This window comes from Paenibacillus sp. RC73, from assembly GCF_044908085.1.
GTDB lineage: Bacteria > Bacillota > Bacilli > Paenibacillales > Paenibacillaceae > Paenibacillus > Paenibacillus terrae_A.
In genome coordinates, this window is the sequence record NZ_JBIYCV010000009.1 from 180,732 (window position 1) to 206,694 (window position 25,963).

General features: G+C 49.3%; 20 protein-coding genes and 1 pseudogene. 14 read left to right on the forward strand and 7 right to left on the reverse strand.

The annotated features are described in order from the left end of the window. Positions 1-77: 77 nt before the first annotated feature. Complete coding sequence (locus ABH897_RS20990) at positions 78-293, forward strand: cold-shock protein (protein WP_013308357.1); 216 nt, start codon at positions 78-80, stop codon at positions 291-293. Positions 294-444: 151 nt separating this feature from the next. Here ABH897_RS20990 and ABH897_RS20995 read toward each other — a convergent pair whose 3' ends face one another. Then, positions 445-1,266, reverse strand: coding sequence for an alpha/beta fold hydrolase (locus ABH897_RS20995; protein ID WP_283654227.1), 822 nt, complete (start codon positions 1,264-1,266; stop codon positions 445-447). Positions 1,267-1,453: 187 nt separating this feature from the next. Between ABH897_RS20995 and ABH897_RS21000 the strand changes: the two genes are divergently transcribed. Then, positions 1,454-1,783 carry a hypothetical protein gene (locus ABH897_RS21000; RefSeq protein WP_404581260.1) on the forward strand — a complete coding sequence of 110 codons (330 nt, stop codon included), beginning with the start codon at positions 1,454-1,456 and terminating at the stop codon, positions 1,781-1,783. 271 nt (positions 1,784-2,054) lie between these two features. Continuing rightward, entirely contained in the window at positions 2,055-2,267 is a 213-nt protein-coding gene (locus ABH897_RS21005) for a hypothetical protein (protein ID WP_283654229.1), read from the forward strand. A 97-nt stretch (positions 2,268-2,364) separates the two neighbouring features. Here the strand turns inward: ABH897_RS21005 and ABH897_RS21010 are convergent, their stop codons facing one another. Further along, a complete protein-coding gene (locus ABH897_RS21010; protein ID WP_483874959.1) occupies positions 2,365-6,072 on the reverse strand; it encodes a collagen-like protein in 3,708 nt (1,235 codons plus the stop codon). Between ABH897_RS21010 and ABH897_RS21020 the strand changes: the two genes are divergently transcribed. After that, positions 5,966-6,346: a hypothetical protein gene (locus tag ABH897_RS21020; protein ID WP_404529722.1), complete on the forward strand. Its 381-nt coding sequence runs from the start codon at positions 5,966-5,968 to the stop codon at positions 6,344-6,346. The two genes, ABH897_RS21010 and ABH897_RS21020, sit on opposite strands and share 107 nt — an antisense overlap. Before the next feature lie 622 nt (positions 6,347-6,968). On the opposite strand, the gene ABH897_RS21025 is transcribed toward ABH897_RS21020, so the two are convergent. Further along, complete coding sequence (locus tag ABH897_RS21025) at positions 6,969-7,739, reverse strand: hypothetical protein (protein WP_404521667.1); 771 nt, start codon at positions 7,737-7,739, stop codon at positions 6,969-6,971. 218 nt (positions 7,740-7,957) lie between these two features. Here ABH897_RS21025 and ABH897_RS21030 point away from each other — a divergent pair, with 218 nt between their 5' ends. From ABH897_RS21030 to ABH897_RS21055, 6 genes are all read left to right on the forward strand, one after another. Then, on the forward strand, positions 7,958-8,371 hold the full coding sequence (locus ABH897_RS21030; protein ID WP_283654234.1) for a GntR family transcriptional regulator: 414 nt from the start codon (positions 7,958-7,960) through the stop codon (positions 8,369-8,371). After that, entirely contained in the window at positions 8,368-9,081 is a 714-nt protein-coding gene (locus ABH897_RS21035) for an ABC transporter ATP-binding protein (RefSeq protein ID WP_283654235.1), read from the forward strand. Before ABH897_RS21030 ends, ABH897_RS21035 begins: the two co-directional genes overlap by 4 nt. Further along, the gene (locus ABH897_RS21040; RefSeq protein ID WP_283654236.1) at positions 9,078-9,845 is read left to right on the forward strand and encodes an ABC transporter permease subunit; all 768 of its coding nucleotides are present in this window, start codon (positions 9,078-9,080) and stop codon (positions 9,843-9,845) included. The genes ABH897_RS21035 and ABH897_RS21040 overlap by 4 nt, the downstream gene beginning before the upstream one ends. 41 nt (positions 9,846-9,886) lie before the next feature. Beyond that, entirely contained in the window at positions 9,887-10,372 is a 486-nt protein-coding gene (locus ABH897_RS21045; protein ID WP_283654237.1) for a cytochrome c biogenesis protein CcdC, read from the forward strand. A gap of 281 nt (positions 10,373-10,653) precedes the next feature. Next, the gene (locus tag ABH897_RS21050; protein WP_283654238.1) at positions 10,654-11,874 is read left to right on the forward strand and encodes a stalk domain-containing protein; all 1,221 of its coding nucleotides are present in this window, start codon (positions 10,654-10,656) and stop codon (positions 11,872-11,874) included. A 95-nt stretch (positions 11,875-11,969) separates the two neighbouring features. Continuing rightward, positions 11,970-12,647, forward strand: coding sequence for a hypothetical protein (locus ABH897_RS21055; protein WP_404581262.1), 678 nt, complete (start codon positions 11,970-11,972; stop codon positions 12,645-12,647). 102 nt (positions 12,648-12,749) lie between these two features. On the opposite strand, the gene ABH897_RS21060 is transcribed toward ABH897_RS21055, so the two are convergent. From ABH897_RS21060 to ABH897_RS21070, 3 genes are all read right to left on the reverse strand, one after another. Further along, the gene (locus tag ABH897_RS21060) at positions 12,750-13,757 is read right to left on the reverse strand and encodes a LacI family DNA-binding transcriptional regulator (protein WP_404521626.1); all 1,008 of its coding nucleotides are present in this window, start codon (positions 13,755-13,757) and stop codon (positions 12,750-12,752) included. A gap of 181 nt (positions 13,758-13,938) precedes the next feature. Next, positions 13,939-17,379 (reverse strand): GH36-type glycosyl hydrolase domain-containing protein, encoded by a 3,441-nt coding sequence (locus ABH897_RS21065; protein ID WP_404592664.1) that lies wholly within the window; start codon positions 17,377-17,379, stop codon positions 13,939-13,941. 13 nt (positions 17,380-17,392) lie between these two features. Beyond that, positions 17,393-19,567 carry a glycoside hydrolase family 3 N-terminal domain-containing protein gene (locus ABH897_RS21070; protein WP_283656172.1) on the reverse strand — a complete coding sequence of 725 codons (2,175 nt, stop codon included), beginning with the start codon at positions 19,565-19,567 and terminating at the stop codon, positions 17,393-17,395. A 491-nt stretch (positions 19,568-20,058) separates the two neighbouring features. Between ABH897_RS21070 and ABH897_RS21075 the strand changes: the two genes are divergently transcribed. From ABH897_RS21075 to ABH897_RS21085, 3 genes are read left to right on the forward strand one after another with little or no spacing between them, the layout of a single operon-like run. Further along, the gene (locus tag ABH897_RS21075; RefSeq protein ID WP_404521629.1) at positions 20,059-21,312 is read left to right on the forward strand and encodes an extracellular solute-binding protein; all 1,254 of its coding nucleotides are present in this window, start codon (positions 20,059-20,061) and stop codon (positions 21,310-21,312) included. Positions 21,313-21,348: 36 nt separating this feature from the next. Then, a complete protein-coding gene (locus ABH897_RS21080; RefSeq protein WP_283654241.1) occupies positions 21,349-22,233 on the forward strand; it encodes a carbohydrate ABC transporter permease in 885 nt (294 codons plus the stop codon). Between the two features lie 18 nt (positions 22,234-22,251). Continuing rightward, positions 22,252-23,106, forward strand: coding sequence for a carbohydrate ABC transporter permease (locus ABH897_RS21085; protein WP_044646507.1), 855 nt, complete (start codon positions 22,252-22,254; stop codon positions 23,104-23,106). Between the two features lie 93 nt (positions 23,107-23,199). On the opposite strand, the pseudogene ABH897_RS21090 reads toward ABH897_RS21085, so the two are convergent. Beyond that, positions 23,200-23,936 (reverse strand): annotated as a pseudogene (locus ABH897_RS21090) (Rpn family recombination-promoting nuclease/putative transposase); the annotation flags it as partial. 129 nt (positions 23,937-24,065) lie between these two features. Between ABH897_RS21090 and ABH897_RS21095 the strand changes: the two are divergent. Beyond that, positions 24,066-25,829 carry a sulfatase family protein gene (locus ABH897_RS21095; RefSeq protein ID WP_404521633.1) on the forward strand — a complete coding sequence of 588 codons (1,764 nt, stop codon included), beginning with the start codon at positions 24,066-24,068 and terminating at the stop codon, positions 25,827-25,829. Positions 25,830-25,963 lie beyond the last annotated feature (134 nt).

Below are 25,963 nucleotides of genomic sequence, written 5' to 3' on the forward strand. Positions count from 1 at the left end.
TTTTATCTGTTCACAGGGCCGTTTTTGAACTGATTACATCTTATCGCTTTATAAATCATGAAGAAAGAGGGATGTTTATGTACAATTCACGGAAAAAGCCAATGGATGAGATTCCTGAGGAAATTACAACTGTCTGGAATTGCGCCAGTGATACGTGCAACGGATGGATGCGGGATAATTTCGCTTTTTCTGTCGAGCCGACATGCCCCATTTGCGGTTCTGCCATGGTGAAGGGCGAGAAAAAGCTGGCCGTTTTGAATAATACGAGCTTTAATCATACCAAACAATCCTAATTGGATATATGTTTGTAGTAAAGGATGCCCCATAGCCGCTAACGGCGCTGAGGCGTCTTTTTTGTTTTTTGGAGAATGCACCGCAAGGTGCTATTTTTTTGTACATCAGGATTTTGCAAAATCCTCACGTATGAATGTCTTGGTTCTCCGATTATGGCATGGGGGAAGGTTGAGATAGTATGCTCAGTAAGGTGGAATTAAATTCGGGGAGCGCGTCGTAGAATACAGCATGACCGCTTCGTTCAAAAGGAATAAGCCTCGATCCGGCAATTCCTTTTTGGGTTTCGATTGCCAGCGGGAAAGGGCAGACCTGATCCAGCTTCCCGTGTAAAATCCAGGTAGGTACACGGATATATGGCAGATCCGGACGTAAATCAGAATCACGCAGTGAATATAAAGTGAAGGCCATGCTGTTGACAGAGGATGCAAAGCCTTGGTCACGTATCCAATCGCGTAAGCTCTGGCTGACGGGGTTGGCAAACAATAGTTCGCCAAATGAAGTGACCAGTTGCGGTCGATCTGTATAGGCTTGCTTGATGAGCTTATCCACCTCCGTGACCGGAGTGCCTTGAGGAAAGTCGCTGGATTGAGTGAAACGGGGCGTAGCTGCTCCAAGAAGAATAAGCTGAGTGACTCCAAATCCCCGGTGCCTGCTCATATAGCGTACGACAACAGCCCCTCCCATGGAAAAACCAATCAGCCGCACCTGTCTTAGCTGGAGCGACTGAATGACAGCTAGCAGATCGTCCGCAAGCCGATCATAGTTATAGCTTTGCCACGGTCGATCTGACCTGCCGAATCCCCGAAGATCCACCTGAATACAGCGATACCCGTAAGAAGGCAGCAGAGCCGCCTGATATTCGTACATTCGATGATCCAGCGGCCATCCGTGCACCATCAGAATGGGGATGCCATCTCCTGTATCTTCTACATACAGCTTGACGCCGCGTTCTACCTCAACATAATATCCCATTGCTTTCACCCCTTTAGAGTCACGAAAATTCGTTCTTTTTCACATATATGTACCCGGGGCTTAGCTCATTCGAAAAAGGGATGGCAGCAGTCACGATTTGAACGTATTGATTGTTAAAAAATGTATGTCATCCCGTATAGCGATAAGATATAATGATGGGATGAAATAGCAACGGGAGAGTGGAACCATGGCACCATCGAAAACTTTAAAATGGATTACAGGCGGTTTAGAGATATTTTTAGCTATTCCTGTTTTGGGCGGCCTAATCGTCTTGAACTCTGCGTATACCGTGTTGTTTTTTATGATGATTTTCCATATTGTTACATTAGTGCTCTCGGTGGTAAACAAGGAGGCCTATTATGGATCTATCTTAGGGATCGTGACCTCTGTTGTCGGATGGATTCCGTTCGTGGGATGGTTAATGCATTTGTTTTCAGGTATATTTTTGATGATTACCGCAGCACAGCAGCCGCGTTATCAAGATCGCAACTCCTATGATGATTATTATCGTTACTAAAGTACAGAAAGTTGAATCAGCAACCTGCTCTGTGGGATTACGCCGCTTGTGAACATTTTGTGTGAAGTGAGAAGAAGGCTCTGTTGTTAAGAGAGCTTTGCGAAACGAATACAGTATCTGTAAAATGAAAATATAGTTACTCGTTGTTGCATAAAGCTAGACAAGTAACTACATCATTTCATACAGAGTTGTACAAGCTCGTGCCGGAAGATCCGGTATCGGACGTTTCGCAGTTGTCACGTTTCCGAAATCATCGGTTGGGAAGTACGTATTGAAACATGTGGTCCGTCAGTGCATTGAGCAGGGCCTGGAGATAAGCAAAACCATTCTCATGGACGCGACATACGCGTATGTAGGCAGCCAAAAACAGAGGCCGCTCAACGTACTGGGAGTGCAGCTAAGCGCTGTTTTGCTTCGTCGCCAAACAGCAGTCAAAGCTGGTAAGAAACTGCCCAAGTTGCCGTACGTCAAAAGCAACAAGTAAAGAAAAAATCGAGCAGAGCAAAAGTAGCCCCTCCTCGGTAGAGGATGGACTACTTTTTTTGTATTACATTAGCTTTAATTCCAGTTCTGAGTCTCGTTTATGAAAAAGCTGAGAATCTCGAAATAGCTACATGACCTGAGCTGTTAGCTATTACTGGTGAATTAGCAATGGTAATAGGAAACCCAGATATATTTCTAAATTGAATTGTATCTCCGACAGCAAGAGCCTCAATTTGAACTAAAACCAATTGACCACTTGTTGCCGTGGTTACAGCAGGAGCGAGATATGCTGTAGAATTATTTAGTGATAACCCAATTGTTGCTTCTGGTAGTGTGGCAGTTGCAAGATTTATTACAACACTAATGTTATACAACCCCGCATTTTGTATTGTGAAAACACTTGTTACTGCGTTATAAGTAAGTGCAGTAGATTGGTTTGGAGTAATATTTAAAATGTTTGATCCCGAAGCAATTGTCTGAGGTTGAATATTACCGTTAAAGTATGCGTCTATAAACGTAGGAGGTGGGCCAGTGGGGCCGGTTGAACCTGTTGAACCTGTTATACCAACACCTGTGGCACCAGTAGGTCCAATAGCCCCGGTAGCACCGGTGATGCCAGAAACTCCGGTAAAACCCGTAACGCCAGTAACACCCGTGACGCCAGTAGCCCCGGTAGCGCCAGTGACTCCGGTAACACCCGTGACTCCAGTAGCGCCAGTAGCTCCGGTAGCGCCAGTGACTCCGGTAACACCTGTGACTCCAGTAGCGCCAGTAGCTCCGGTAGCTCCGGTAGCTCCAGTAGCGCCAGTAGCGCCAGTGGCTCCGGTAGCGCCAGTAGCCCCGGTAACGCCAGTAGCTCCGGTAACTCCGGTAGCGCCAGAAACTCCGGTAACTCCAGTGACTCCAGTGACTCCGGTAACACCCGTGACGCCAGTAGCTCCGGTAGCCCCGGTATCACCCGTGACACCAGTAGCCCCGGTAGCGCCAGTGACTCCGGTATCACCCGTGACGCCGGTAACTCCGGTAACTCCGGTAACGCCAGTGGCTCCGGTAGCGCCAGTAGCGCCAGAAACTCCGGTAGCCCCGGTAGCGCCAGTGACTCCGGTATCACCCGTGACGCCGGTGACTCCGGTAACACCCGTGACACCAGTAGCCCCAGTAGCGCCAGTGACTCCGGTAACTCCGGTAACTCCGGTAACGCCAGTGGCTCCGGTAGCGCCAGTAGCGCCAGAAACTCCGGTATCACCCGTGACACCGGTAGCTCCGGTAACGCCAGTAGCTCCAGTAGCTCCAGTAGCGCCAGTAGCGCCAGTAACGCCAGTAACTCCAGTAACTCCAGTAACTCCAGTAACGCCAGTGGCTCCGGTAGCGCCAGTGGCTCCGGTAGCGCCAGTAGCGCCAGTAACTCCAGTAACTCCAGTAACGCCAGTGGCTCCGGTAGCGCCAGTGGCTCCGGTAGCGCCAGTAGCCCCGGTAACGCCAGTAGCTCCGGTAACTCCGGTAGCGCCAGAAACTCCGGTAACTCCAGTGACTCCAGTGACTCCGGTAATACCCGTGACGCCAGTAGCTCCGGTAGCCCCGGTATCACCCGTGACACCAGTAGCCCCGGTAGCCCCAGTGACTCCGGTAACACCCGTGACTCCAGTAGCGCCAGTAGCTCCGGTAGCGCCGGTAGCGCCAGTGACTCCGGTAACACCTGTGACTCCAGTAGCGCCAGTAGCTCCGGTAGCCCCAGTGACTCCGGTATCACCCGTAACGCCAGTAACTCCAGTAACGCCAGTGGCTCCGGTAGCGCCAGTAGCCCCGGTAACGCCAGTAACTCCGGTAGCGCCAGAAACTCCGGTAACTCCAGTGACTCCAGTGACTCCGGTAACACCCGTGACGCCAGTAGCTCCGGTAGCCCCGGTATCACCCGTGACACCAGTAGCCCCGGTAGCGCCAGTGACTCCGGTATCACCCGTGACGCCGGTAACTCCGGTAACTCCGGTAACGCCAGTGGCTCCGGTAGCGCCAGTAGCGCCAGTAGCGCCAGAAACTCCGGTAGCCCCGGTAGCGCCAGTGACTCCGGTATCACCCGTGACGCCGGTAACTCCGGTAACTCCGGTAACTCCGGTAACTCCGGTAACGCCAGTGACTCCGGTAACACCCGTGACACCAGTAGCGCCAGTGACTCCGGTAACTCCGGTAACGCCAGTGGCTCCGGTAGCGCCAGTAGCGCCAGAAACTCCGGTAGCCCCGGTAGCGCCAGTGACCCCAGTAGAACCCGTGACGCCAGTAGCACCAGTAACTCCAGTAACTCCGGTAGCACCTGTGGCTCCAGTAGCTCCAGTAGCGCCAGTAGCGCCAGTAGCGCCAGTAGCGCCAGTAGCGCCAGTAGCGCCAGTAGCGCCAGTAGCTCCGGTAACACCAGTAGCACCAGTAACTCCGGTAGCACCTGTGGCTCCAGTAGCGCCAGTAGCGCCAGTAGCGCCAGTAGCGCCAGTAGCTCCGGTAACACCAGTAGCACCAGTAACTCCGGTAGCACCTGTGGCTCCAGTAGCGCCAGTAGCGCCAGTAGCGCCAGTAGCGCCAGTAGCGCCAGTAGCTCCGGTAACACCTGTAGCGCCAGTGGCTCCAGTAACTCCGGTATCACCCGTAACTCCAGTAACTCCAGTAACTCCAGTGACTCCGGTGACTCCGGTGACTCCGGTGACTCCGGTAACACCCGTGACGCCAGTAGCTCCGGTAGCCCCAGTGACTCCGGTAGCACCTGTAACGCCAGTAGCTCCAGTAGCACCAGTAACTCCGGTAACGCCAGTAACTCCTGTGATGCCAGTGACTCCAGTAGCGCCAGTAGCTCCGGTAACTCCGGTAATTCCGGTATCACCCGTGATGCCAGTAACGCCAGTGACTCCTGTAACACCCGTGACGCCAATAGCTCCGGTAGCCCCGGTGATGCCCGTAGCCCCGGTAGCGCCAATAACACCTGTTACGCCAGTGGCTCCGGTAGCGCCAGTAGCCCCGGTAACGCCAGTAGCTCCGGTAACTCCGGTAGCGCCAGTAACGCCAGTAACGCCAGTAACTCCAGTGACTCCGGTGACTCCGGTAACACCCGTGACGCCAGTAGCTCCGGTAGCCCCAGTGACTCCGGTAGCACCTGTAACGCCAGTAGCTCCAGTAGCACTAGTAACTCCGGTAACGCCAGTAACTCCTGTGATGCCAGTGACTCCAGTAGCGCCAGTAGCTCCGGTAGCTCCGGTAACTCCGGTAACTCCGGTATCACCCGTGATGCCAGTAACTCCAGTAACGCCAGTAGCCCCGGTAGCGCCAGTAACGCCAGTAACTCCAGTAACTCCAGTAACTCCTGTGATGCCAGTAACGCCAGTAACGCCAGTAGCCCCGGTAACGCCAGTAGCGCCAGTGACCCCAGTGACCCCAGTAGAACCCGTGACGCCAGTAGCACCAGTAACTCCGGTAGCACCTGTAGCACCTGTAGCACCTGTAGCACCTGTAGCACCTGTAGCACCTGTAGCTCCAGTAGCGCCAGTAGCTCCTGTGACTCCAGTAGCGCCAGTAGCCCCAGTAACGCCAGTAGCTCCGGTAGCGCCAGTGACTCCGGTATCACCCGTGACGCCAGTAGCGCCAGTAACTCCAGTAGCCCCGGTAACTCCAGTAAAGCCAGTAGCTCCGGTAGCGCCAGTGACTCCGGTAGCCCCCGTGATGCCAGTAACTCCGGCTGCACCTGTTACGCCAGTAAAGCCAGTAGCTCCAGTAGCCCCTGTTACGCCAGTAGCTCCGGTAGCGCCAGTGACCCCGGTAGCACCCATGATTCCAGTAACTCCTGTGACTCCAGTAACGCCAGTGGCCCCCGTAACTCCTGTGGCTCCGGTAGCCCCGGTAACTCCAGTAACGCCAGTAACTCCGGTAGCCCCCGTAACGCCAGTGACTCCGGTTGCACCTATTACGCCAGTAACTCCGGTAACACCCGTAACGCCAGTAGCTCCGGTAACGCCAGTAGCTCCGGTAGCGCCAGTGGCTCCCGTTAGCCCTGTCGGTCCCGCGCCTTTTGCTACAAGCAATTCGGAAGATACAACACGGTGAGCTGTCACTAACTGCCCCATTGAATTTTTACCCCAGACTGAAACTTGAATCTCATTTTCTGTAACACTTTCAGTGGTAAAAACAAACTCAAATGAATTAAAATCAGCATAATAATCTTTTGTAATCACTTCATTTGAATTTACAGTTATAAAATCAAGCACATATAACGTTCTTGTACCATTTAGATAAAAACCCTGAATCAATACCGTAGAAGAATTCACAGTATCACGATTATCAATTTTCACGGTAACTCGATGAGTAGGCCGAATACCACTGACATAATTATTTTCTATGGGTCCAGTTGATATAACCGCCATATATTGGATTCTCCTTTTGTCTAAAGTAACGAAGCTATAATCCTATCACTAATGCCACCTCTTCTATAACTAGTATTGAGATTCGAATGTTCACGATTTATATAATATGTAACATCTATATATACGTGTGGACATTTCCTATGTGATAAAAACCCCTTTTGATAAGGGAGCCTTTTTTGTGGGGCACAAAAAATACCGCTCCGCCTGCCGAAAAAGCAGGGGAGCGGTATTTTTTAATTCGTATGCTTTTGTATGGAAAAGCCGGATCATGAGAAACGTTACGGGTAGCTGTATGTGATGACAGGTTACTTCGTTGCCGCTGACTTAGCTGGAGCTTTACTTGTTCCTACTGGCGGTTGGGACGGTTTAACGCCGTTTACTAAATCCGTAACTATTTTCTCTAGGTTAGAGATTCGATTGTTGTATTCGGTGTCAGTAACTTTACCGTTTTTCTTTTCTTCAGCCATCCTCGATTTCGTGTCGGAAACGAGCAAACTAATGACTTCTTTCACGTTCACGCTTTGTGCCTTTGCGATCGCAGCGAGCGTTTTACCGGCTTTCAATTGTGTGTTCAGTTCGCTGGAAGATAGACCTAGCAGCTTCAAAAGGGCTTTATTCTCCGCATAATTACCGCCCGCCGCTTTCGGGCCGTTGGCATCGCCAGGAAGTACATTCCCTTTGGCGGCGAGCAGTTTCTCGGCCATAGCGGAATAGTCCGTTGTATTGGATGCGTTAGCTCCGGCAGGAGGATTTTCCTTCAGCCATGTGGAGAGATTCGTTTTCAGCTTTTCTTTGGACACGCCTTGCTTCTCAGCCACTTCACCCAAGGTGTTTTGTTTAAGTTGGGTTCTAAGCGCATCGTTATCAAGGGACAATAGCTTGCCCAGCTTGTCCTGAAATTGACCGATTTGTCCAAATTGTCCTTGTGCATCCGTAGGCGGCTTTTGTGAAGCATTAGCAGATTTGTCAGCTGTAGCGGCAGCAGCGTGAACCGCGCCCGCAGAATAAAGTGCTCCACCTCCTAGAAATGCCAATGCCATCGTTCCAGCCAAAATTGCTTTCCTGGTGTTCTTCATCTTCATTTTCCACCTTTCGGTTAGGGTGTGTTTGGTACGAGATTTATCATAAGATATGAACTTGAATGCTGTCTGAGTGCAAGCTGAGCATTTGCTGAATAGGTTTTTTTTGGGCGGCATGACTAAAATTTTAACTGAACATTTACTTGTATTATGTGTATTAAGTGATATAATACACTATATGCACGATAGATGCAGCGGATTAGGGGGAAAAACCCATGGAAGAGCAAAGGGTTGGCTCGCTTCGGTTTTTAATTGATTTTAGCCAGCCATTATATGAACAAATATTAAATCAGGTACGAAGCTCCATTGCCAAAGGGGAGATTGAAATGGGAAGCAAAATGCCGTCCGTTCGTGATCTGGCACAGGAATTGCGTATGAATCCGAATACTGTGATGCGGGCGTATCAGGAGCTGGAGCGGGACGGACTGACTGAGAAGCGGCGCGGCTTGGGAACCTATGTTACGTCGTCCAGTGAGCGGGTAGACAGCTTTCGGGAACAACTGGCCCTGACGTATATAGATCAGTTCCTGGGACAGATGAGCAGTCTGGGGCTGTCATGGGAGGATGTACAGCGGTATATAGGAAGCAAACAGAACGGGAAAGATGACGAAGGAGGCGAAGGGGCATGACGGAATCTATTGTGGTTGCGAGTCATCTGACGAAGCAATATGAAAGTAAAAAAGCGCTGGACCACTTGGATGTCGTCATTCCGGCGGGACGCATTGTAGGGGTGCTTGGACCCAATGGTTGCGGGAAGTCAAGCTTGTTTCGGGCGATCACCGGATTGATTCGGCCGGACGGAGGCGAGCTTTACGTGTTGGGGCAAAAGCCCGGTTGGGAAACCAACCGTGGCATATCCTACCTGCCTGACCGGGCCCGCTGGTACCCCAATCATACGGTGCAGCAGACACTGGAGTGGGGACAGTCCTTTTTGCCCGGCTTTAATATGAAGGATGCGCATAAGCTGGCTGATCATATGGACGTAGAGTTGGAGTTGAAAATGACCGGGTTGAGCCGCGGGCAGGAGGCCCGTGTGCTGCTGATTCTGTGTCTGGCGCGTGAGGTTCCGCTTATGATCCTGGATGAACCCTTTGCTGGCATTGATGTCCTTTCCAGAGAAGCAATCGTGGCCGGTATTATTGATTATTTGGAGGATCGGCAGCAATCCATACTCATGAGTACACATGATATTCAGGAAGTGGAAGGTTTATTTGATTACACGATTATGATGGACCGCGGACGGGTGATATGGTCCGGTGATTCGGATGATCTACGTGGAGAGCATGGATCACTGAATCAGGTGTTCCGCAATTTGTACAAAAAGGAGTGGAAGGCGTGAATTCATCAGGGCTGTTCAAAGATTTGATACGCCATGAATTTCGAAATAAAGGAAGCTGGAGAAAGCAGAGCCGCAATCGACTGCCCAGAACGTGGAGACTTGTATATTTCTCACTATTTCTAATTGCGGCGTTCGTTATTTCCTTGTATTTCGCGCTTCACAACCAACTCGAATTGACAAGGCTGTGGTATGTCACCCTAGGCTTGCCGTACATGATCATTTTCATGGGTGTGGGAAGTCTGAGAAGAGAATGGGAGAATGACACCTACGGATGGTGGCTGACCCTGCCCTATCCGCGCATGTGGCTGATTAGCGCCAAATGGATTGCTGCTATTTTACAAGCCATGGTCGTGACATTGTTCCTGTTTGTGGTAGGTTCTCTGTACGCGCTGTTCATCTCATCAACCATCCAGCCTTATACGTTTGCGGATGCAGCGTCCTTTATTATAGCTGGATTGAACTGGTTTGTGATGATTATCGCTTTCACACCGTTTGTTATTGCGCTGGGTCTGCTGACGGCCAGTACCAAATACAGCACTTTGCGGCCGATTAGCCCGATACTGTGGATTCTTTTGATGGGTGGTGGGAGTGTCTTTTATTGGTCAGGCGATCAGGGGCTTTATGAGCAGTTTGACCATGTTCAGACAGGACAATGGTTTCCTTTTACTTGGCATTTCCCGGTTGCGGTGTTGATCAGTTGGGTTGCTGCATACGCATTAATCCGCTTGAACGCTTATTTGCTGGAGAAAAGGCTGTCAATTTAGCAAACGATCCAATGACATATATATAGGAAGGGAGTTTCACTATGGCGACGATATTCATCTATGCATTGTTGGCTGTTTTGGTGGGGCTGATGATCTGGTTGAGAACCAAAAGACGAGGGGGGCCGGTCAAAGGAAACGGAGTGCGTCTTTTGCTTCCCTTGTTTATAGCATTCCCACTCATGATGATGTCTGTGTACCAATTGATGCATATTCCCGGCCAAACGCATGCGCTTCCCGCCTTTTGGGAGCTGCTGGCTGCCGGGCTGTTAGGTGCGGTGTTTGGTTACGTCATTCTGCTGCATACGGCATATGAGAGACGGGACGACGGACACATTTATCCCAAGCCGAACCAATATTTTAAATACATTATTATCTCCATTATTTTGCTTCGCGTCGTTTTGACCCAGTATCTTAGTAGCTTGGGTACGACCGAGATTAGTCTACTGGCGATTACGATGGCGGTCGTCTACATCTCCATCTGGCGGATTGGGAGCTTCGTTAAGTTTCGGAGAACGTTATCGGTATAAATGGTATAAATCGTGTAAAGAAGCGGGTTTTCTGTTCAAAAGCGTTCATTCGCTTGGTGATAGAACCTGTTTCTTTATGGCTTCATCATAAATTCAACGGGCCACAAGTATAAAAATTTGAAAGGAGGGAGCATTGAGGTTTCAAAAGAATCGATTGGGGTTTAAAGGATAGGAGAGGATGTTGTAAATTATTTTTTTTCGTGGTAAGCTGTAACCATATTAGTTACATAAAAGGGAATCGTTTTCCATATTATTTTATAAGATGAGAGGGGCTTACATTCATGAAAAAACATACGGTTACCGCTGCACTCGCGGGCTTGCTTGTGCTATCTTCTGCTGTACCGGCTTTAGCTGCCGAGGTAAAACCCGCTACAGGTATTCAGGTTTGGGTAGATGGCAAGAAAGAGGCTTATCAGATCGCTCCTATTGTGAGAAATAAGCAGGTCTTAATTCCTTTGAGACAATTGGCCTCCAGTTTGGGAATTCCGCTGGATTCCAAGCATATTACGTTCAACACAGCGCGTCAAAGCACGACAATCCGTTATGGTCAGGCTACCGTTGTCCTGGTATCAGGAAGTCCGGAAGCGCAAATCAATGGAATTAAGGTGCCACTGTCCACTTCGACGATTTTAACCAAACAAGGGGTGACCTATGTTCCGGTGGATGTCGTTAAGGAGGCATGGGGCAAGCAAGTGACTTGGGACCCGGCCAGCCAAACTGTGCAAATCGGGATAAGCAACAAGGATAAGGTTGTTGAGATTCTGACAAGCTTTGAAACCGGAGATACGAAAGCGGCCGAAACTTGGGTTAGCAAGGATCAATATATCCAGCATAATCTGAGCTTTGCCAACGGTAGAGAGGGCCTGATCGAAGGTATTAAACAAATGAAAGGAGCCAATACACAGGTTGATATCCAAAGAATCATTCAGGATGGAGACTATGTAGCCGTTCATTATAAGGAAACTGATGATGGCAAACCAAGCGTATTGTTTGATATTTTCCGGTTCGACAAGAACGGTAAGATTGTTGAGCATTGGGACAATAGTCAGGAGCTGGCTCCAGCCAATCCGAGCGGCCGTACGATGATTGACGGAACGACAGAAATCACAGATCTTAACAAAACCGAAGCGAACAAAGCGTTGATTCGTAAGTTTGTGGATGATGTTCTGGTGGGCAAGAACCGCGCTGCACTGGAAAGCTACTATAACGGTGATCATTACATTCAGCATAATCCTTTCTTCGGGGATGGCGTAGCCAATCTGAAACAAGCATTTCCTGCTGTGAGTACCACGGGAACCACTTCTGGATACGATAAGGTTCACATGATCATTGGAGAAGGGAATTTCGTACTGGTTGTGAGTGAAGCGAAAACGCCTCAAGGTACTTCCGGCGCTGTCTACGATCTGTTCCGGGTGGAGAACGGCAAAGTAGCAGAGCATTGGGATGTAGTTCAGGACATTCCGTCTAAATCTGAGTGGAAAAACACAAACGGCAAGTTTTAAAAATGGCATTCACGGCATGACTGATCCTGAAGGTGATTCCCTAACTACCCTATCCTTGCTAAAATGATGGAAACATGATGAGTGGGGATGGGATGATGGGGAGTTTTAAACAGCGGGTAGGCTGTCTGCATGCGCATCACTCGAACATTGCCTATGTGGAAAGGGCTTTTGCCCCTTATGAGGTGGAAGTGAAGCATTTTGTGGACCCTGCACTCATGTACAGAGTTTCAACTGATCCAGACTTCTCGGCGGTGGATGCCAGTCGAAAGGTAGAAGAGCAACTGGAATGGATGGCTCAAAGCGGCATAGATGTTATTTTGATTACATGCACGAATTATATAGTCTTCGCGGAAAGGGTTCAATTGACGATGCCTACACCCGTGATAACGCTGGATGAACCCTTTTTCCATGAGATATGCGATGATCCGTTGCCACAAACCTTGGTATTTACGAATCCGGCTACTGTAGAGGGGACGATGAAACGTCTTTATCATATAGCGGCCCTGTTAGGTAAGTCAGATATCTCTTCGTTGATAGAGGTCAAGGTGGTGGAGCACGCTTTTGAGCTGATTATGCAAGGTCGCAAAGACGAGTATATGGAAGTGCTGGTCCGTTCATTGCATGAACTGAGAGAGGCTGATCCAGACAGAACGCTGGCTGTGGCGCAGTTATCTATGGTTGATGCTGCATTGCAGGTGGAGCTGGAGACGGGTCAGGCGATTGGCAATCCCTTACGGTCGTTGATGAATTTGCTTGAGAATTTGTTAGGTTGAACAATAAGCATGACCAAAAGAACTTCCAACCCGTATTCCGGGGCAGTGGAAGTTCTTTTTTTGCAGGATAGCGTGTGATTAGGCGTGCTTCTATGGTGTTCGTCATAAGGTATTCTGTTGATCTGGAGTGCTTAGTACTGCGCCTGCTGATTCTCTCTGGATGAGCGTAACGTATAGCCGTTCATGCTCCACGTCTTCCCCCGCTATGATTTTGAGAACTTGTTCGGCAGCTACTGCGCCCCATTTATGTTTGGAGTAATCAATGGTCGTCAGACGGGGCTGAATATATTGTGCCAGCTCGATATTATCAAAGCCAACGATATGAATGTCTTGGCCGATTGTAAGTTCCGACTGAGCCATTCGATTGTAAAAGCCTACTGCCATCTCATCATTGAGGCAGAATACCGCGACGGGTTCAGAATCCGGGCTGACATGTTGCTGTAAAATGATCTCGGCCGCCTGTTCACCGCCCGATTTTTCAAAATCGCCACCAATCTCGATCATTTCGGCGGTGCCGCTGCGCTCGATCGTCTGTTTGACCGCCTGCATCCGCTGCCATGAATCATAAGAGCCGTCCGGCCCGGTGACAACGTACAGCTTGCGGTGTCCCATTTCCAGCAAATGCTCTACCGCAAGAGCGGCACCTGCTTTGTTATCCAGCAGTACCTGATTAATGTTAGGATGATTCAGCTCACGGTCCAGCACGACCATTTTATGCCCGCGCTCGGCGTAATTCAGCAGTTCCTGACTATCGAACGTCTGATCCAGTATGATGGCTCCATCAATCATGCGCTCCGGCAGCATTCGGTGAGACTGCTTGCCGCTGCATACGATGAGGTCATAGTCTTTTCGGTTCAAAATTTCCTTGATGCCGTACAACAAATCTCCATAAACGTCTCCACGGAAATCGGTCAGGAAGACGCCGATAATTTTGGTTTCCCTTTTTTTGAGATTACGCGCGGCGGCATTTGGCACATAGTTAAGCTCTTTGGCAATAGCTAAAATACGTGCGCAGGTCTCTTCCGTTACCTTATCACTGCCGTTCAATGCGTATGAAACGGTAGATATGGAAACGCCCGCCTGTTTGGCGATATCTTTAATGCTGACCACATCGTTTCCTCCTTTTCGCCAGTCTTATACTTGCTATTGTATACCTGATTATTAAACTTGTATTTATTTCGAATATCGTAACTGGACGTGCAAGCAGCAAAGGGCGATCCCGCAAGATCGCCATTGCTTTGTTGCCTATACCTGATTTAGAATCGCTCTTGGGATTTAAGCAAAATGCTCTTTATAAAAAAATCTCCAGACGGTGTACACCGTCATGGTCTGCTAACGCCAGCTCGAAAGTCTTGCGCTTGATGCGCAGGGCACCCGAACGGTAGCGATTGTCGTCGACTGGCTCGCTCTTCAGTGGTGTTCCGTTCAATACCGCGCGGCCTTGCTCATCACTGCTATGCTCTTGCGGCATGCGGTAGACGAAGGTAACGGGTTTACCGGCAAAGGAAAATTCGAATTCCAGTCCGTCGAGATCATCCGGCAGTACAGGGTCCAGGATCAGGTCTTCGCCCGACTGACGGATACCAAGGACATTCGATATGAGCTGATTCATATAGATCCCCGGACCACTGGAGTAAATTCTCCAGCCGCCTTTGACTGGAACGGCTCCTTCACGCAGTTCACCAAACCGCTCTTGTGCTTCGTAGCGGGTATTAAACTTTCCGTCCGAGCTGCTGAAATACGCATTGCTCTGACGCCATTCGGCGTTCGGAACGGACGCGCGAATGCCGACCGGGTTGATGAGCTTCAGGCTGCGCCAAGCGTCATCTTTGCGACCGAGCTTGGCCATGGCTTCCGCGAAGCGGATATGGGCATGCACATATTGCAGCCCGACCTCGCGTCCGAAGTTGGCTGCTTGCTCTGCGCGCTTGAAGTGCGAACTCACACCGCCATCGTACTGTGCAGGGCGGCTCATCAGACGCACGCCATCCGGGCACAGGAACTGCTCGCGGATGAGCTGCTCATGAGCCAATGCTTGCTCCGGCGTGAGCAACTGGCTGATCATGCTGCGTGTCATCGGCAGCAAGCGGTAGTGAATCCCCGTCTCCGTATCGGACGGATGGAGCATCAGCTTGGGCTGACCGGGCTCTTCCATATACACGAAGCCCGGGATAATACCGCTCTCCAGCATGTAGCGGTTAAAGTCCTTGCGGATGCCTTCGGCCATCTGGTGCAGATCCCGTGCGATCTCGGCGGCTCCACTAACGACGCCTGCCGGGGCCTGCTCCAGTGCAGCAGCAAAGTTGCTAACCACCTGATAGGTGAGTGCAACGGTCCAACTGCTCGCCATGTATTGCTTCAGTTGAGCGTTAGCTGGCTGGAGCGTGTCATCCCAATCGCCGTCGCCGTAGGCCGACAAATGTGTATCATGAAGGAAATTCGCCCGAATATATTCGATTTCCTTCATCGCATGTTCCATGAGGGTCGCGGTCTGTTTTGTATAATCAAAAGTATGCCGGTTGGTGTAGGGTACATTTTCTTCCAGAATACTGTAGTCCCGGGTAGCGGTCAAATAATCTCCCAGTACCTTGAGCGGCCAGACGATAATATCGCCATGGCTTTCTTCTTGTTGAACGCGAGTATAGTTGTCAAACATAAACCATTGCGGCCAGTTTCCGCTATCCTCGTACTGATGGCTGAACACGGTCAGTAGAATGGAACGGACTTCGTCAAACTTTTGCACGGCTGAAAAATATTCCACCGGACCCTGACATACATCGCGTGTTCCCCAAGCTGCACCACCGTATTGTTCCAGACCATGAGGCACGGAATAGTGGACAAGCATATTGTGGGTATACCACCAGGCCACCGCATTCACACGGAACAGCTCGCTGGTTTCATGTCCGCTATGCGTCAGATGGAAGCCATTCATCAGCCCGGAAAAATATTGCCGATAGCGCTCGCGCTCAGCTTCGAAAGAGGCATCTTGTTCCGCATGTGCTTGACCTTTTCCGGATGGATAGCCATGCAGCCAGCCTTGTACGGTGCAGGTCCATTCGCTGCTGTCGCCTAGCTCCAGCACGACCAGAGATGCGTCGGGGGAAGCTGTACCCTGTAGCAGCGTGTGAGCGTCGCTCACTTGCTGTAACGGAGCGCCTTGTACCTGCATTCGGTACAACAGGTCCGGATAGGTTTCGGCGCTCAGGGAAGCCTGGTCTGCGCGGAAGAGCAGGTCCTCACCGTCCCGTTCCATATGAAACGGAAGCTCATATTCGTTCACATGCATGGACATTTGCTGAGTAACAAGGAACGGATAAGCTTTGCCGCTTGTCGAGCGAACGTGAAGCTGTACTTCTGGCGTGTCGGCGTTGGTATGGTTTGTAATGATGAGCGTATCGTCAGCAGTTTTGTAATACCAGCGCACATAGTTAAAGCCAATCTCGAACAGGGAAGGCATCGTGAGCAGATGGTATCTCCCGTGGATTCCGACATAGATACGCTGACCGGATGTTTTGGGAATATTGAGTGCATTACGCGCATTTGTGATCATTTTATTGAAATTCGTGTTGCCAATCACAAGCTGGGAATTGAACACTCCGTACATATAGGAGGTAGTTGTAATGGTTTCTTCCTTACCTCCCGCGTAATGCCCGCCCATTAAAATATGCCCATGGGGACGCTCTACACGAAGCTCTTTGGATTTGAGTACGACATGTTCATAGCTGTTTGTGAAAAAGGAGAGCAACGTGTCGTCGTCCCGTTCTTCTTCCTGCCGTTTCGGGAAGAGCTGATCCAGCTCGGCTGCGGTCATATCCAGCGTGCGCAGCGGCTCTCCGATGTTCTGGGCTGGAGCCACCCGCCCAGTTTGGAGATGACTTGTGACGTTCGCCGGGATGGCGGTCCCGGAAGCAGCTTCCATAATAGTCGCTACTTCTTCGCGTGCTTTCGTCACCAGTTCCTGGTATTCCAGCTTTGTAACGGCTGCCGGATGATTCGGCTGGAACAGGCCGTAAAAGGTAAAGTGTGCATCCCCGGCGAGCTTTGCCCGCTCGGATTGCAGCGCCGTATAAGCAAATTCGTATTGGTACACTTCATTGGCAAGCGAATCGCGGCGCAGTGCTTCTGGCTCGTTCGTTTCTTTATACGAAAGCCCAAAGAATTGAAATCCGTCCGTCGAATAACCGACGTTGCGGGTCAACGAGCCTTGCTGGATGTAAGGGAACGCTTGACTTTGCGGCTGGTTTTGACGGGAGCAGACCGTATAGCCTCTTTGTTCGTCATGGTAGACGGTATGGTCGATATATTGAGACAGATAAGCTTCATTACTGCGTACAGCCGCTGTATCCGCAATCCCGATATCCTGACCGTACACGATATCAGCTTCCACGTCATCGCCCTGTAGAGTTACATCCCAGAACCATACCCCAAGACGACTTAGCGTGAATGTCACCTGATAGCCGACACCTGATGTAAAGCCTTCCCAAATAATCTGTTGATCCGTTTGTCGTACTACTCCGGGTGAACGGACTCCCAGCAGAGGAGTGATGCTGACGTCGGACGGACGGTACAGTCGCAAGTACAGGTTGTTCAGGGAACCGTCGACAGAGTTGGTCAGCAGTTGATTAATCATGGTCGAGCCATGGGCGATTTTATATACATCACCGCTGCTCAAGAAGGTGAAGGACAGGTCTCCAACCCGTAGCAAAATATTTTGATCCAGACTTGTATTCATCAAAGGTTACGCCTCACTTTCCTGTTTCTTTCACTAAACGAAAACGTCCTTCGGTAGTATCTCGGCTGTTAGGTCCTGTAAAGACGGCGAATTCACCGCTGTCACTATCAAAGCTCAGGTCTGCATGGTGATAGCGCAGTTGAGGCTCGGCCAATGCAAATTCCACTTCCCGGCTTTCGCCCGGGGCAAGAAGAACCTTGCGGAAATCCTTCAGCTCTTTCATCGGGCGAACCGTATCTCCGCTGATATCACGGACATAGAATTGAACCGTTTCCTCGACAGGACGTGTTCCTGTGTTCGTTACCCGTACCTTCACGGTCAGTGCTTGACCGGGATTGAGGGTGTCGCTGGAAAGCTGTACGCTATCATAGGCTACTTTCGTATAGCTCAAGCCATAGCCAAACGGGAATAAAGGTTCGTTCGGTACGTCCAGGTATTGGGAGACGTAGCGTTCCTTTGTATTTGGGTCCAGCTGAGGACGTCCTGTATTAAAATGATTATAGTACACAGGCACCTGCCCCACCGATTGCGGGAAGGACATCGTCAGACGACCCGTTGGTTCAGCATCGCCGTACAGCAGATCGGCAATCGCCGCGCCGCCTTCACCGCCGGGGAACCAGGCTTCCAGTACGGCGTCTGCTTCTTCAATAACACCGTGCAGATCCAGTGGACGACCGTTGAACAGCACGGCTACCATAGGCTTGTTCAGCGTTTTCAGGCGTTTCACCAGCTCCAGTTGGGCTTGTGGCAGGCGAATATCCGAGCGGCTGCCCGCTTCGCCACTCATATCCGAGCGCTCACCGAGCGCCAGTACGATGACCTCTGCCTGGCTGGCAGCTTGCAGCGCTTTTGCATATTGTTCTTCAGATATTTCGTCTATAGAGCATCCAGTCGCTACCGAGAGCAGCGAGGAGGATATTTTCGATTTGAAGCCGTCAATGACTTGAACAGCTTCTTCTTGCGAACCGCTCCACGACCAGGAGCCAAGGATATCACCACTCTCTGCAAAAGGCCCGATCAGTGCGATATGCTGACTGCGATTCAGTGGAAGAACGGAATCGTTTTTGAGCAGTACGCATGATTTGATCGCCAATTCCTTGGCAACCGCACGGTGAGCTTCGCAGAACACGACTTCACGTTCCCGCTCAGGGTCTGCGCCACGCAGCGGATTATCGAACAAGCCCAGCTTTTGCTTGAGCTTCAATACGCGCATGACCGCCTCGTCGACGAGCGCTTCATCCAGCTGCCCGCTGCGAACCAGCTCAGGCAGATGCCCGTTATAGCAGGAGGTCATCATTTCAATGTCTACGCCCGCCAGCAGTGCTTTCTGTGCTGCCTCGCGCTCATCCTCGGCAATGCCGTGGGGAATAAGCTCCTTGATGGCGGCCCAATCCGAGATGAGCACACCGTCAAAGCCCCACTCGTCGCGAAGCAAATCGCGCATCAGGCGCTTGTTGCCCGTTGCAGCTACACCTTCTACGGTATTGAAGGAGGTCATCACCATTTCGCAGCCTTCATCTAGCGCAGCTTTGTAGGAGGGGAGATAATATTCGCGCAGCTGCCATGCGGACAGATCAACGGTATTGTAATCCCGTCCGCCTTCGCCTGCGCCATATGCGGCAAAATGCTTCACACACGCCGCCACCCGGTCCGTATCGTTCGTCAGGTCTTTGCCTTGAAAGCCGCGTACGAAAGCACGGGCAAATACACTATTGAGGTAAGGGTCTTCCCCTGTAGATTCCATTACACGGCCCCAGCGCGGGTCACGTACCAAGTCCACCATCGGAGCAAAGGTAACATGAACACCGGACACAGAAGCTTCTCTGGCAGCAATGGTAGCGCTCTCTTCTGCGAGCTGCACATTCCATGAACAGCCAATAGCCAACGGTATGGGAAAAATCGTTTTGAAGCCATGTACAATGTCTGCCATAATTAGAAGCGGAATACCTAGACGATTTTTGCTTAGATGTGCTTGTTGAACACGAATAGCTTCCTCGGCTCCTGCGATGCCAAGCACCGATCCGACGTTACGGACCGTTTCTTCTGTGATCCCTAAAGATGCCATAGGTCCGGTAATTTGGCCGTCCGTTTCCGCATCCTCAAAAAAGGCTCCGACGAGTTGGAGCAGTTGATCGACTTTTTCTTCAAGTGTCATATTTTGCAGATAGGAATTCAGTTGTTGTTCCATCATATAATCCTCCGTAAGCTGCTATGGTTGCAGCTTTCTTTTTCAGATCCATGAGATTTTTTGGTAAAGAATGATTCAAAGAAGCGACGAACAGGCTACTTTACATAAAAGCTTAGTTTCCTGTCGTATTATTAATCGAAACGTTTCTATTGTTGAACTCAGTTGGATTATATACGCTTTCAAATAGAGAGTCAAATCGAAATGGAGGGTCATTTTACCGAGAAAATAACTATTTATAGATGAAATGAAAGAAAATTGAGCATAATTCTATACGAATAAAAAATAATATCCCTATTGAATACGGTTTCAATTTGTTTTATAATGACTATCGAAACGTTTCTATTGATGGGTATGGTCCTTAGGCTTTCCACATATTTTTTATAAAAGGCAGGATTTAATTGGCTTTAAACGCTGTATGCTTTATCGTGTGTAATCGAATCCGTTATCATATTTGAATGATCGGTGAGCCGGTCATCTCGGGAGGAATTTGTATGATGAAAAGAACGTTAGGGATCATTTTGGCAAGCACCTTATTACTGGGGGGCGCGTTGGCAGGCTGTTCGTCCAAGGATGAATCATCCGGCAAGGATGCGAATGGAAAAACGACGATTACCCTATGGGGCATGGGGGCGGAAGGTAAGTTGCTGCCTGAGATTGCAAAGGATTTTGAAAAGGAAAATCCTGATATTCATGTAGATGTGCAGGCACTGCCTTGGGATAACGCTCACGATAAGCTGCTGACAGCAGTTGCTTCCAAATCCGGTCCGGATGTGGTTCAGTTGGGTACATCATGGGTTCCGGAGCTTGCATCTGCGGGTGCATTGACGGACATCACCCCTTATATCAGTAAATATCCTGAGCTGGAATCGAAGAATTTCTTCCCGGGTGCTGTGGATACGGCAAAATTTGAGGGAAAACCTGTAGGAGTTCCTTGGTATACCGAAACGAAAGTTTTGTTCTACCGTTCAGATCTATTGAAGCAAGTTGGATATAATGAAGCCCCTAAAACGTGGGAAGAACTTTCTGATGCTGCTCAAAAGCTGGCAGCGCGTGGCAAAGGGAAATATGGTATTGCCATTAATTCGAAGGAGCAGTCTCTGGGCTTTATGTTCGCTCTTCAGAACGGCTCCAAGCTGATCGATGAGCAGGGCAATCCGCTGTTCAACCAGCCACCGTTTGTAGAAGCTGTGAAGTATTTGAACACCTTTTTCCAAAACGGCTCCAATGCCCTTGATCTTGGGATAGATTCCGTTCAGGGATTGCAAGGGGATGGTATCGTTCCTATGTTTATCAGCGGTCCCTTCATGATTAGAGAAATCAAGAGCAAGGCACCTGAGCTGGATGGAAAATGGAATATAGCCGAGCTTCCTGGCAAAGTAAACAATCTGTCTGTTTTGGGAGGGTCGAACCTTTCGATTATGCAGTTTAGCAAGCACCCGGAGGAATCGGCCAAATTCCTGGCTTTCATGAGTAAACCGGAAACGCAGCTGAAATGGATGGAGCTGTCCAGTACCTTGCCTGCCGCTACCAAGTCATGGGAAGATGCAAAACTGAAGAATGATCCGATGCTTCAAACGATTCGTAAGCAGCTCGATCATTCCGCAGCATTACCGCAACTGGCAGCATGGGAAGAGGTTTCTCAGCAATTCATCAAGAGCTTCGAACGCATTTACCGTGGTCAAGCCGACGTACAGAAGGAAATGGATGACTTTAACCAGCAAGCTGCAAGTATTATGAAAAAATAATGATCCGTATCCGTCATTGTCAAAGGGAGTGAAGGCATGAAAGGAAGCTCGCAGAAGCTTGCGCCATACTTGTTTATCGGTCCCTCCATCATTCTGCTGACGCTGTTTTCGCTGTTGCCGATTTTACTGGCACTCGTGATCAGCTTCACAGATATGGATCTGTCAGGACTCGTTAATTATGATAATATTCGCTTTATAGGACTGGAAAATTACAAGAATGTGCTAATAGACCCTTCTTTTCTAAAGTCCATTGGGAACACTCTATTTTTCGTCATCATCGGGGTTCCTTTAGTGCTATTGTTTTCACTCAGCATTGCAATCCTGATTAACATGGGTAAATCACGTACTTTCAAAGTTTTCCGCGTGGTGTTCTATCTGCCGTCCGTAACGAACGTGGTGGCGGTAGCGGTGGTCTGGAGTTATTTGTATAATCCGACCCTCGGGCTTTTCAACTATGTACTGGGCATGATGAATCTGGAGCCTGTCCCTTGGCTGACCGATCCTACGATGGCGAAAATTTCGCTTATTTTATTGGCTGTTTGGCGGGGAATAGGCTTGAATATGATTATTTTCATTGCTGCCATTAAAGGGATTCCGGGTTCTTACTATGAGGCGGCTCAGCTTGACGGGGCCAGCACATGGCAACAAATTCGTTATATTACCCTTCCGCAGCTCCGCTACGCTATTTTCTTCGTGTCCATTACAACGATGATCGGCTGGCTGCAATTTTTCGAGGAACCGTTCGTCATGACCAAAGGGAAACCGCTTGACGGCACACTATCAGCATCCCTGTTTATATACAATAACGGTTTCCAATTTAGTAAATTCGGTTATGCCGCGGCGGGATCGTTCATTCTGTTCTTTGCGATCATCGCGGTGACGCTGATTCAGTTCCGTTTGCAAAATAAAGCGGAGTCCTGATAGAGAGAGGTGATGAACGTGAAAACAGCTGTTCAGCAAGCCCGCGCCAATTCGCGCAGTGGAGAAAAAACATTTCAATGGTTCGTGGCGATTCTCCTGACCGTGGGAGGTCTGTTGATGGTGCTGCCTTTTGCGTGGATGATTTTATCCTCCTTTAAGACGGAGAGCGAGGTAACCCAAATTCCTCCAACCATCTGGCCGCAGCATTTCACATTGGACAATTTTAAAACACTATTTGATAGCATGGCTTTTGGCACCTATCTGACCAATACGCTAGTGATTGTATTAGCTTCCTTTTTTGGATTATTCCTGAACGCCATGGCAGGCTACGGCTTTGCCAAATTCAAATTTAAAGGTAAAGGTTTCCTGTTCTATTTGGTGCTGGCCACGATGATGGTTCCGGGGCAGGTGACGATGATTCCTGTATATTTGATTTTGAACCAGATGGGATTAACCAACACCATGATGGGGATTGTACTTCCCGGCTTGGTAGGCGCCTTCGCCATCTTCCTGTTCAGACAGTTCATGTCCGATATTCCGGAAGAACTGCTGGAGGCAACGCGCCTTGATGGTGCAGGGGAGTTTCGTACTTTCCTGCAAATTGTACTGCCTATCTCAACACCGATTTTGGCAGTACAGGCCATTCTGACCTTTATCGGCGGTTGGAACAGCTTCCTGTGGCCGCTCATTATTGCGAACGATGAGAAGCTGTATACGTTGTCCGTGGGACTGTCGTTGCTCAAAGGTCAAAATGAGAGCCAGTTCGCGCTCCAGATGGCAGGCTCGACCTTCATGGTTGTACCGATCATGATCATATTCATTGTTTTCCAAAAGTATATTATCGAAAATTATACGATTTCGGGCATTAAGTAGTAGTTGTAGCGCGGTGGGTTATAGGCTACACATAGCAACGGCGGAGTTTCTTGGTTTAATACCGAGGAACTCCGCCGTTTTGTTGTTTTACTTTTATACTTGAATGGATTTAATTTCTTGTTCAGATAATCCGGTAGCCTTTGCAATCGTTGCTATGTCCAGGCCCATGGACAGCATGTTTTTGGCGATATTCTTTTTCTCTTCTATTTTTCCTTTCGCCATACCGACGGATTCTGCTCTATCGAGCATGGAAGCTTCATCGTGCAGGTATTTCTGCCGGGCTTCATACAGACGTCTTGCTTCCGAATCCTGACTCAAGAATTGCAGCGTGTCCATGGCTTTTTCCAATCCTGGTTCGTTCATTTTCAAAACCTCCCATTTGGATGGATCTGCGCCTTTAAGAAACAACAGCCAGTTGATAAGCCCTCCTTCTTCGAAGGATGCGGTTTGCTCATCCAGCTTCAGCAGTTCCAAAAAGTGTACTTCAATATCATCAATAAGTGATATCCCTGTGCGGTCCTCACGTAAATGGAATACATTGTGGTATTCATCGTTAGGTAAAAAAGAATAGTTGAGGATGTTAATGGTCACACATTTTTTAGTTCCTGGTATTTTTCGCCCTCATGAAGCTGTCCCGCATATCGCTTACTCCAATAAAACAATGTCCGCTTCTCAATATCGTATTTGTTGAAAAGCTGCATTTCGATATCAATTAGTTTGCCCTCTGCGGTCTTGGCATAGACATCAAAGATAGACTGCTTGTCGAGCGGATCGTCCTTATCCGTATAGGGATTCATTAAAATAATTTCGGTTAATTGAGCTTCTCCAGCTCCCGTTTAGTATTAATTATATCATCTTTTTTAAGATATCAGAATGTCTGAACTTCTTTTCCGAATGATACTGTTTTGGGGCTTCACAACATAATCTTAGGGTAAAAACCAACCTAGGATGTGTATTCCATGAACGATAGCTCATTTTCCCCCCGAGCCTTTGATAAACCTAATTTTCTGGTACTCCTTGTGGATGAGGAACGGTATCCTGCGGTTTATGAAAACCGGGAAATCAAAGAATGGAGCAGACAAAATCTTATTACGCAAGGACTCTTGAGGTCTCACGGGCTGGAGTTTCACAGGCATTATATTGGAAGTGCTGCATGCAGCCCCAGCAGGACAACCTTATTTACTGGCCATTATCCGTCACTCCATGGTGTAACTCAGACAGATGGGGTGGCCAAGGGAGCATTCGACTCCGATATGTTCTGGCTGGATAGAAACACGGTGCCTACGATGGGGGATTATTTTCACGCAGCCGGATACCAAACGTATTATAAAGGAAAATGGCATATATCCGATGAGGATATTATCATCCCAGGCACGCACAAAGCCCTCCCCAGCTATCATCCGCTGACGGGTGTACCCGACAGAAGACTGGAAGGCATATATGAGCAAGCCGACCGCTTGGATAACTTTGGATTTTCCGGGTGGATCGGTCCGGAGCCGCATGGGAGAAACCCACGAAATTCCGGTTCCTCCGCCGCTGTTGGTTTAAGCGGGCGAGATGAGGTGTATGCCGCAGAAACCGTTGAGCTAATCGAAGCCCTTGACCGTCGGAAAGAACATGACAACCATGCAGAGCCTTGGTTAGTCGTAACTTCATTTGTGAACCCGCATGATATTGTTTTATATGGTGCTATTACTGCACGGTTGCCCATGTTTCGATTTGAGGTGGAGCCGATGCCAGCGGTCGCTCCTCCACCGACGATCAACGAATGGCTGGCTACAAAGCCGCGCTGTCAGGCAAGCTACAGGGATATTTACCCTAGAGCGTTACAGCCCATTATTGATCAGCCCTTTTACCGAAAGCTGTACTACCAGTTGCAAAAAAATGCAGACCGTCAGATGCTTAAGGTATTTGAAGCACTGACCCGTTCTTCTTTCTACGATAATACCATTGTGATTTTTACGTCCGATCATGGAGATTTGCTAGGCGCTCACGGCAATCTTCATCAAAAATTTTACTGTGCGTACGAAGAGGTTGTGCATGTGCCTTTGGTTATCCATAACCAACATCTGTTTCCTCAATATAAAAGCGAGCATACCCTGACAAACCACGTGGATCTCCTGCCTACCATGCTTGGACTGGCGAATGCTGACATCGCTGCGATCCAGAGCGGCCTGCAAAACAGCTTTAGCGAAGCCCGTCCCTTGGTGGGACGTAATCTTACTCCTGTTATCCGAGGACAGAACCAGGGGGAGATAGCTGACCAGCCGGTTTATTTTATGACCGACGACGATGTGACCCGAGGCCAGCAGCAGATCAATATACTTGGAGAGGCATATCCGTCTGTTGTTCAGCCCAATCATATCGAGACTGTCATTACGACCCTGCAAAGAGATGGTGTGAAGGAGTTGTGGAAGTTTACCCGCTATTTTGACAGTACTCAATTCTGGAGCCAACCGGGGGTGAAGGATGTTACTATGCGACCCGTGGGTGATCATACATGCGGACAGTACTCTCAATGGGCTACACAGGTCAAAACAAAACCGGATCGTGACGAATTTGAATTGTATAACCTGACCAACGACCCTTTGGAAACATGTAACCTTGCCCATCCCGCATTTGCAACGCAGCAGACCAGAAGCGTTCAACAACAGATGATGCACTTACTGGAGGAACAACGTAAACAAAAGCGTTTATATCCCGCTCAATCAGGCATATGGTGAAAACTACGCGTTTCCCCTTTTGTATCTGGCTACAATGTCACAATACGAACAGCGGAGCTTCTCTTTGAAGGAGGGGCTCCGCTTTTTCGGGCTCACATAGCCATGTTTTGTATATGGGTTAGACAATATTGATG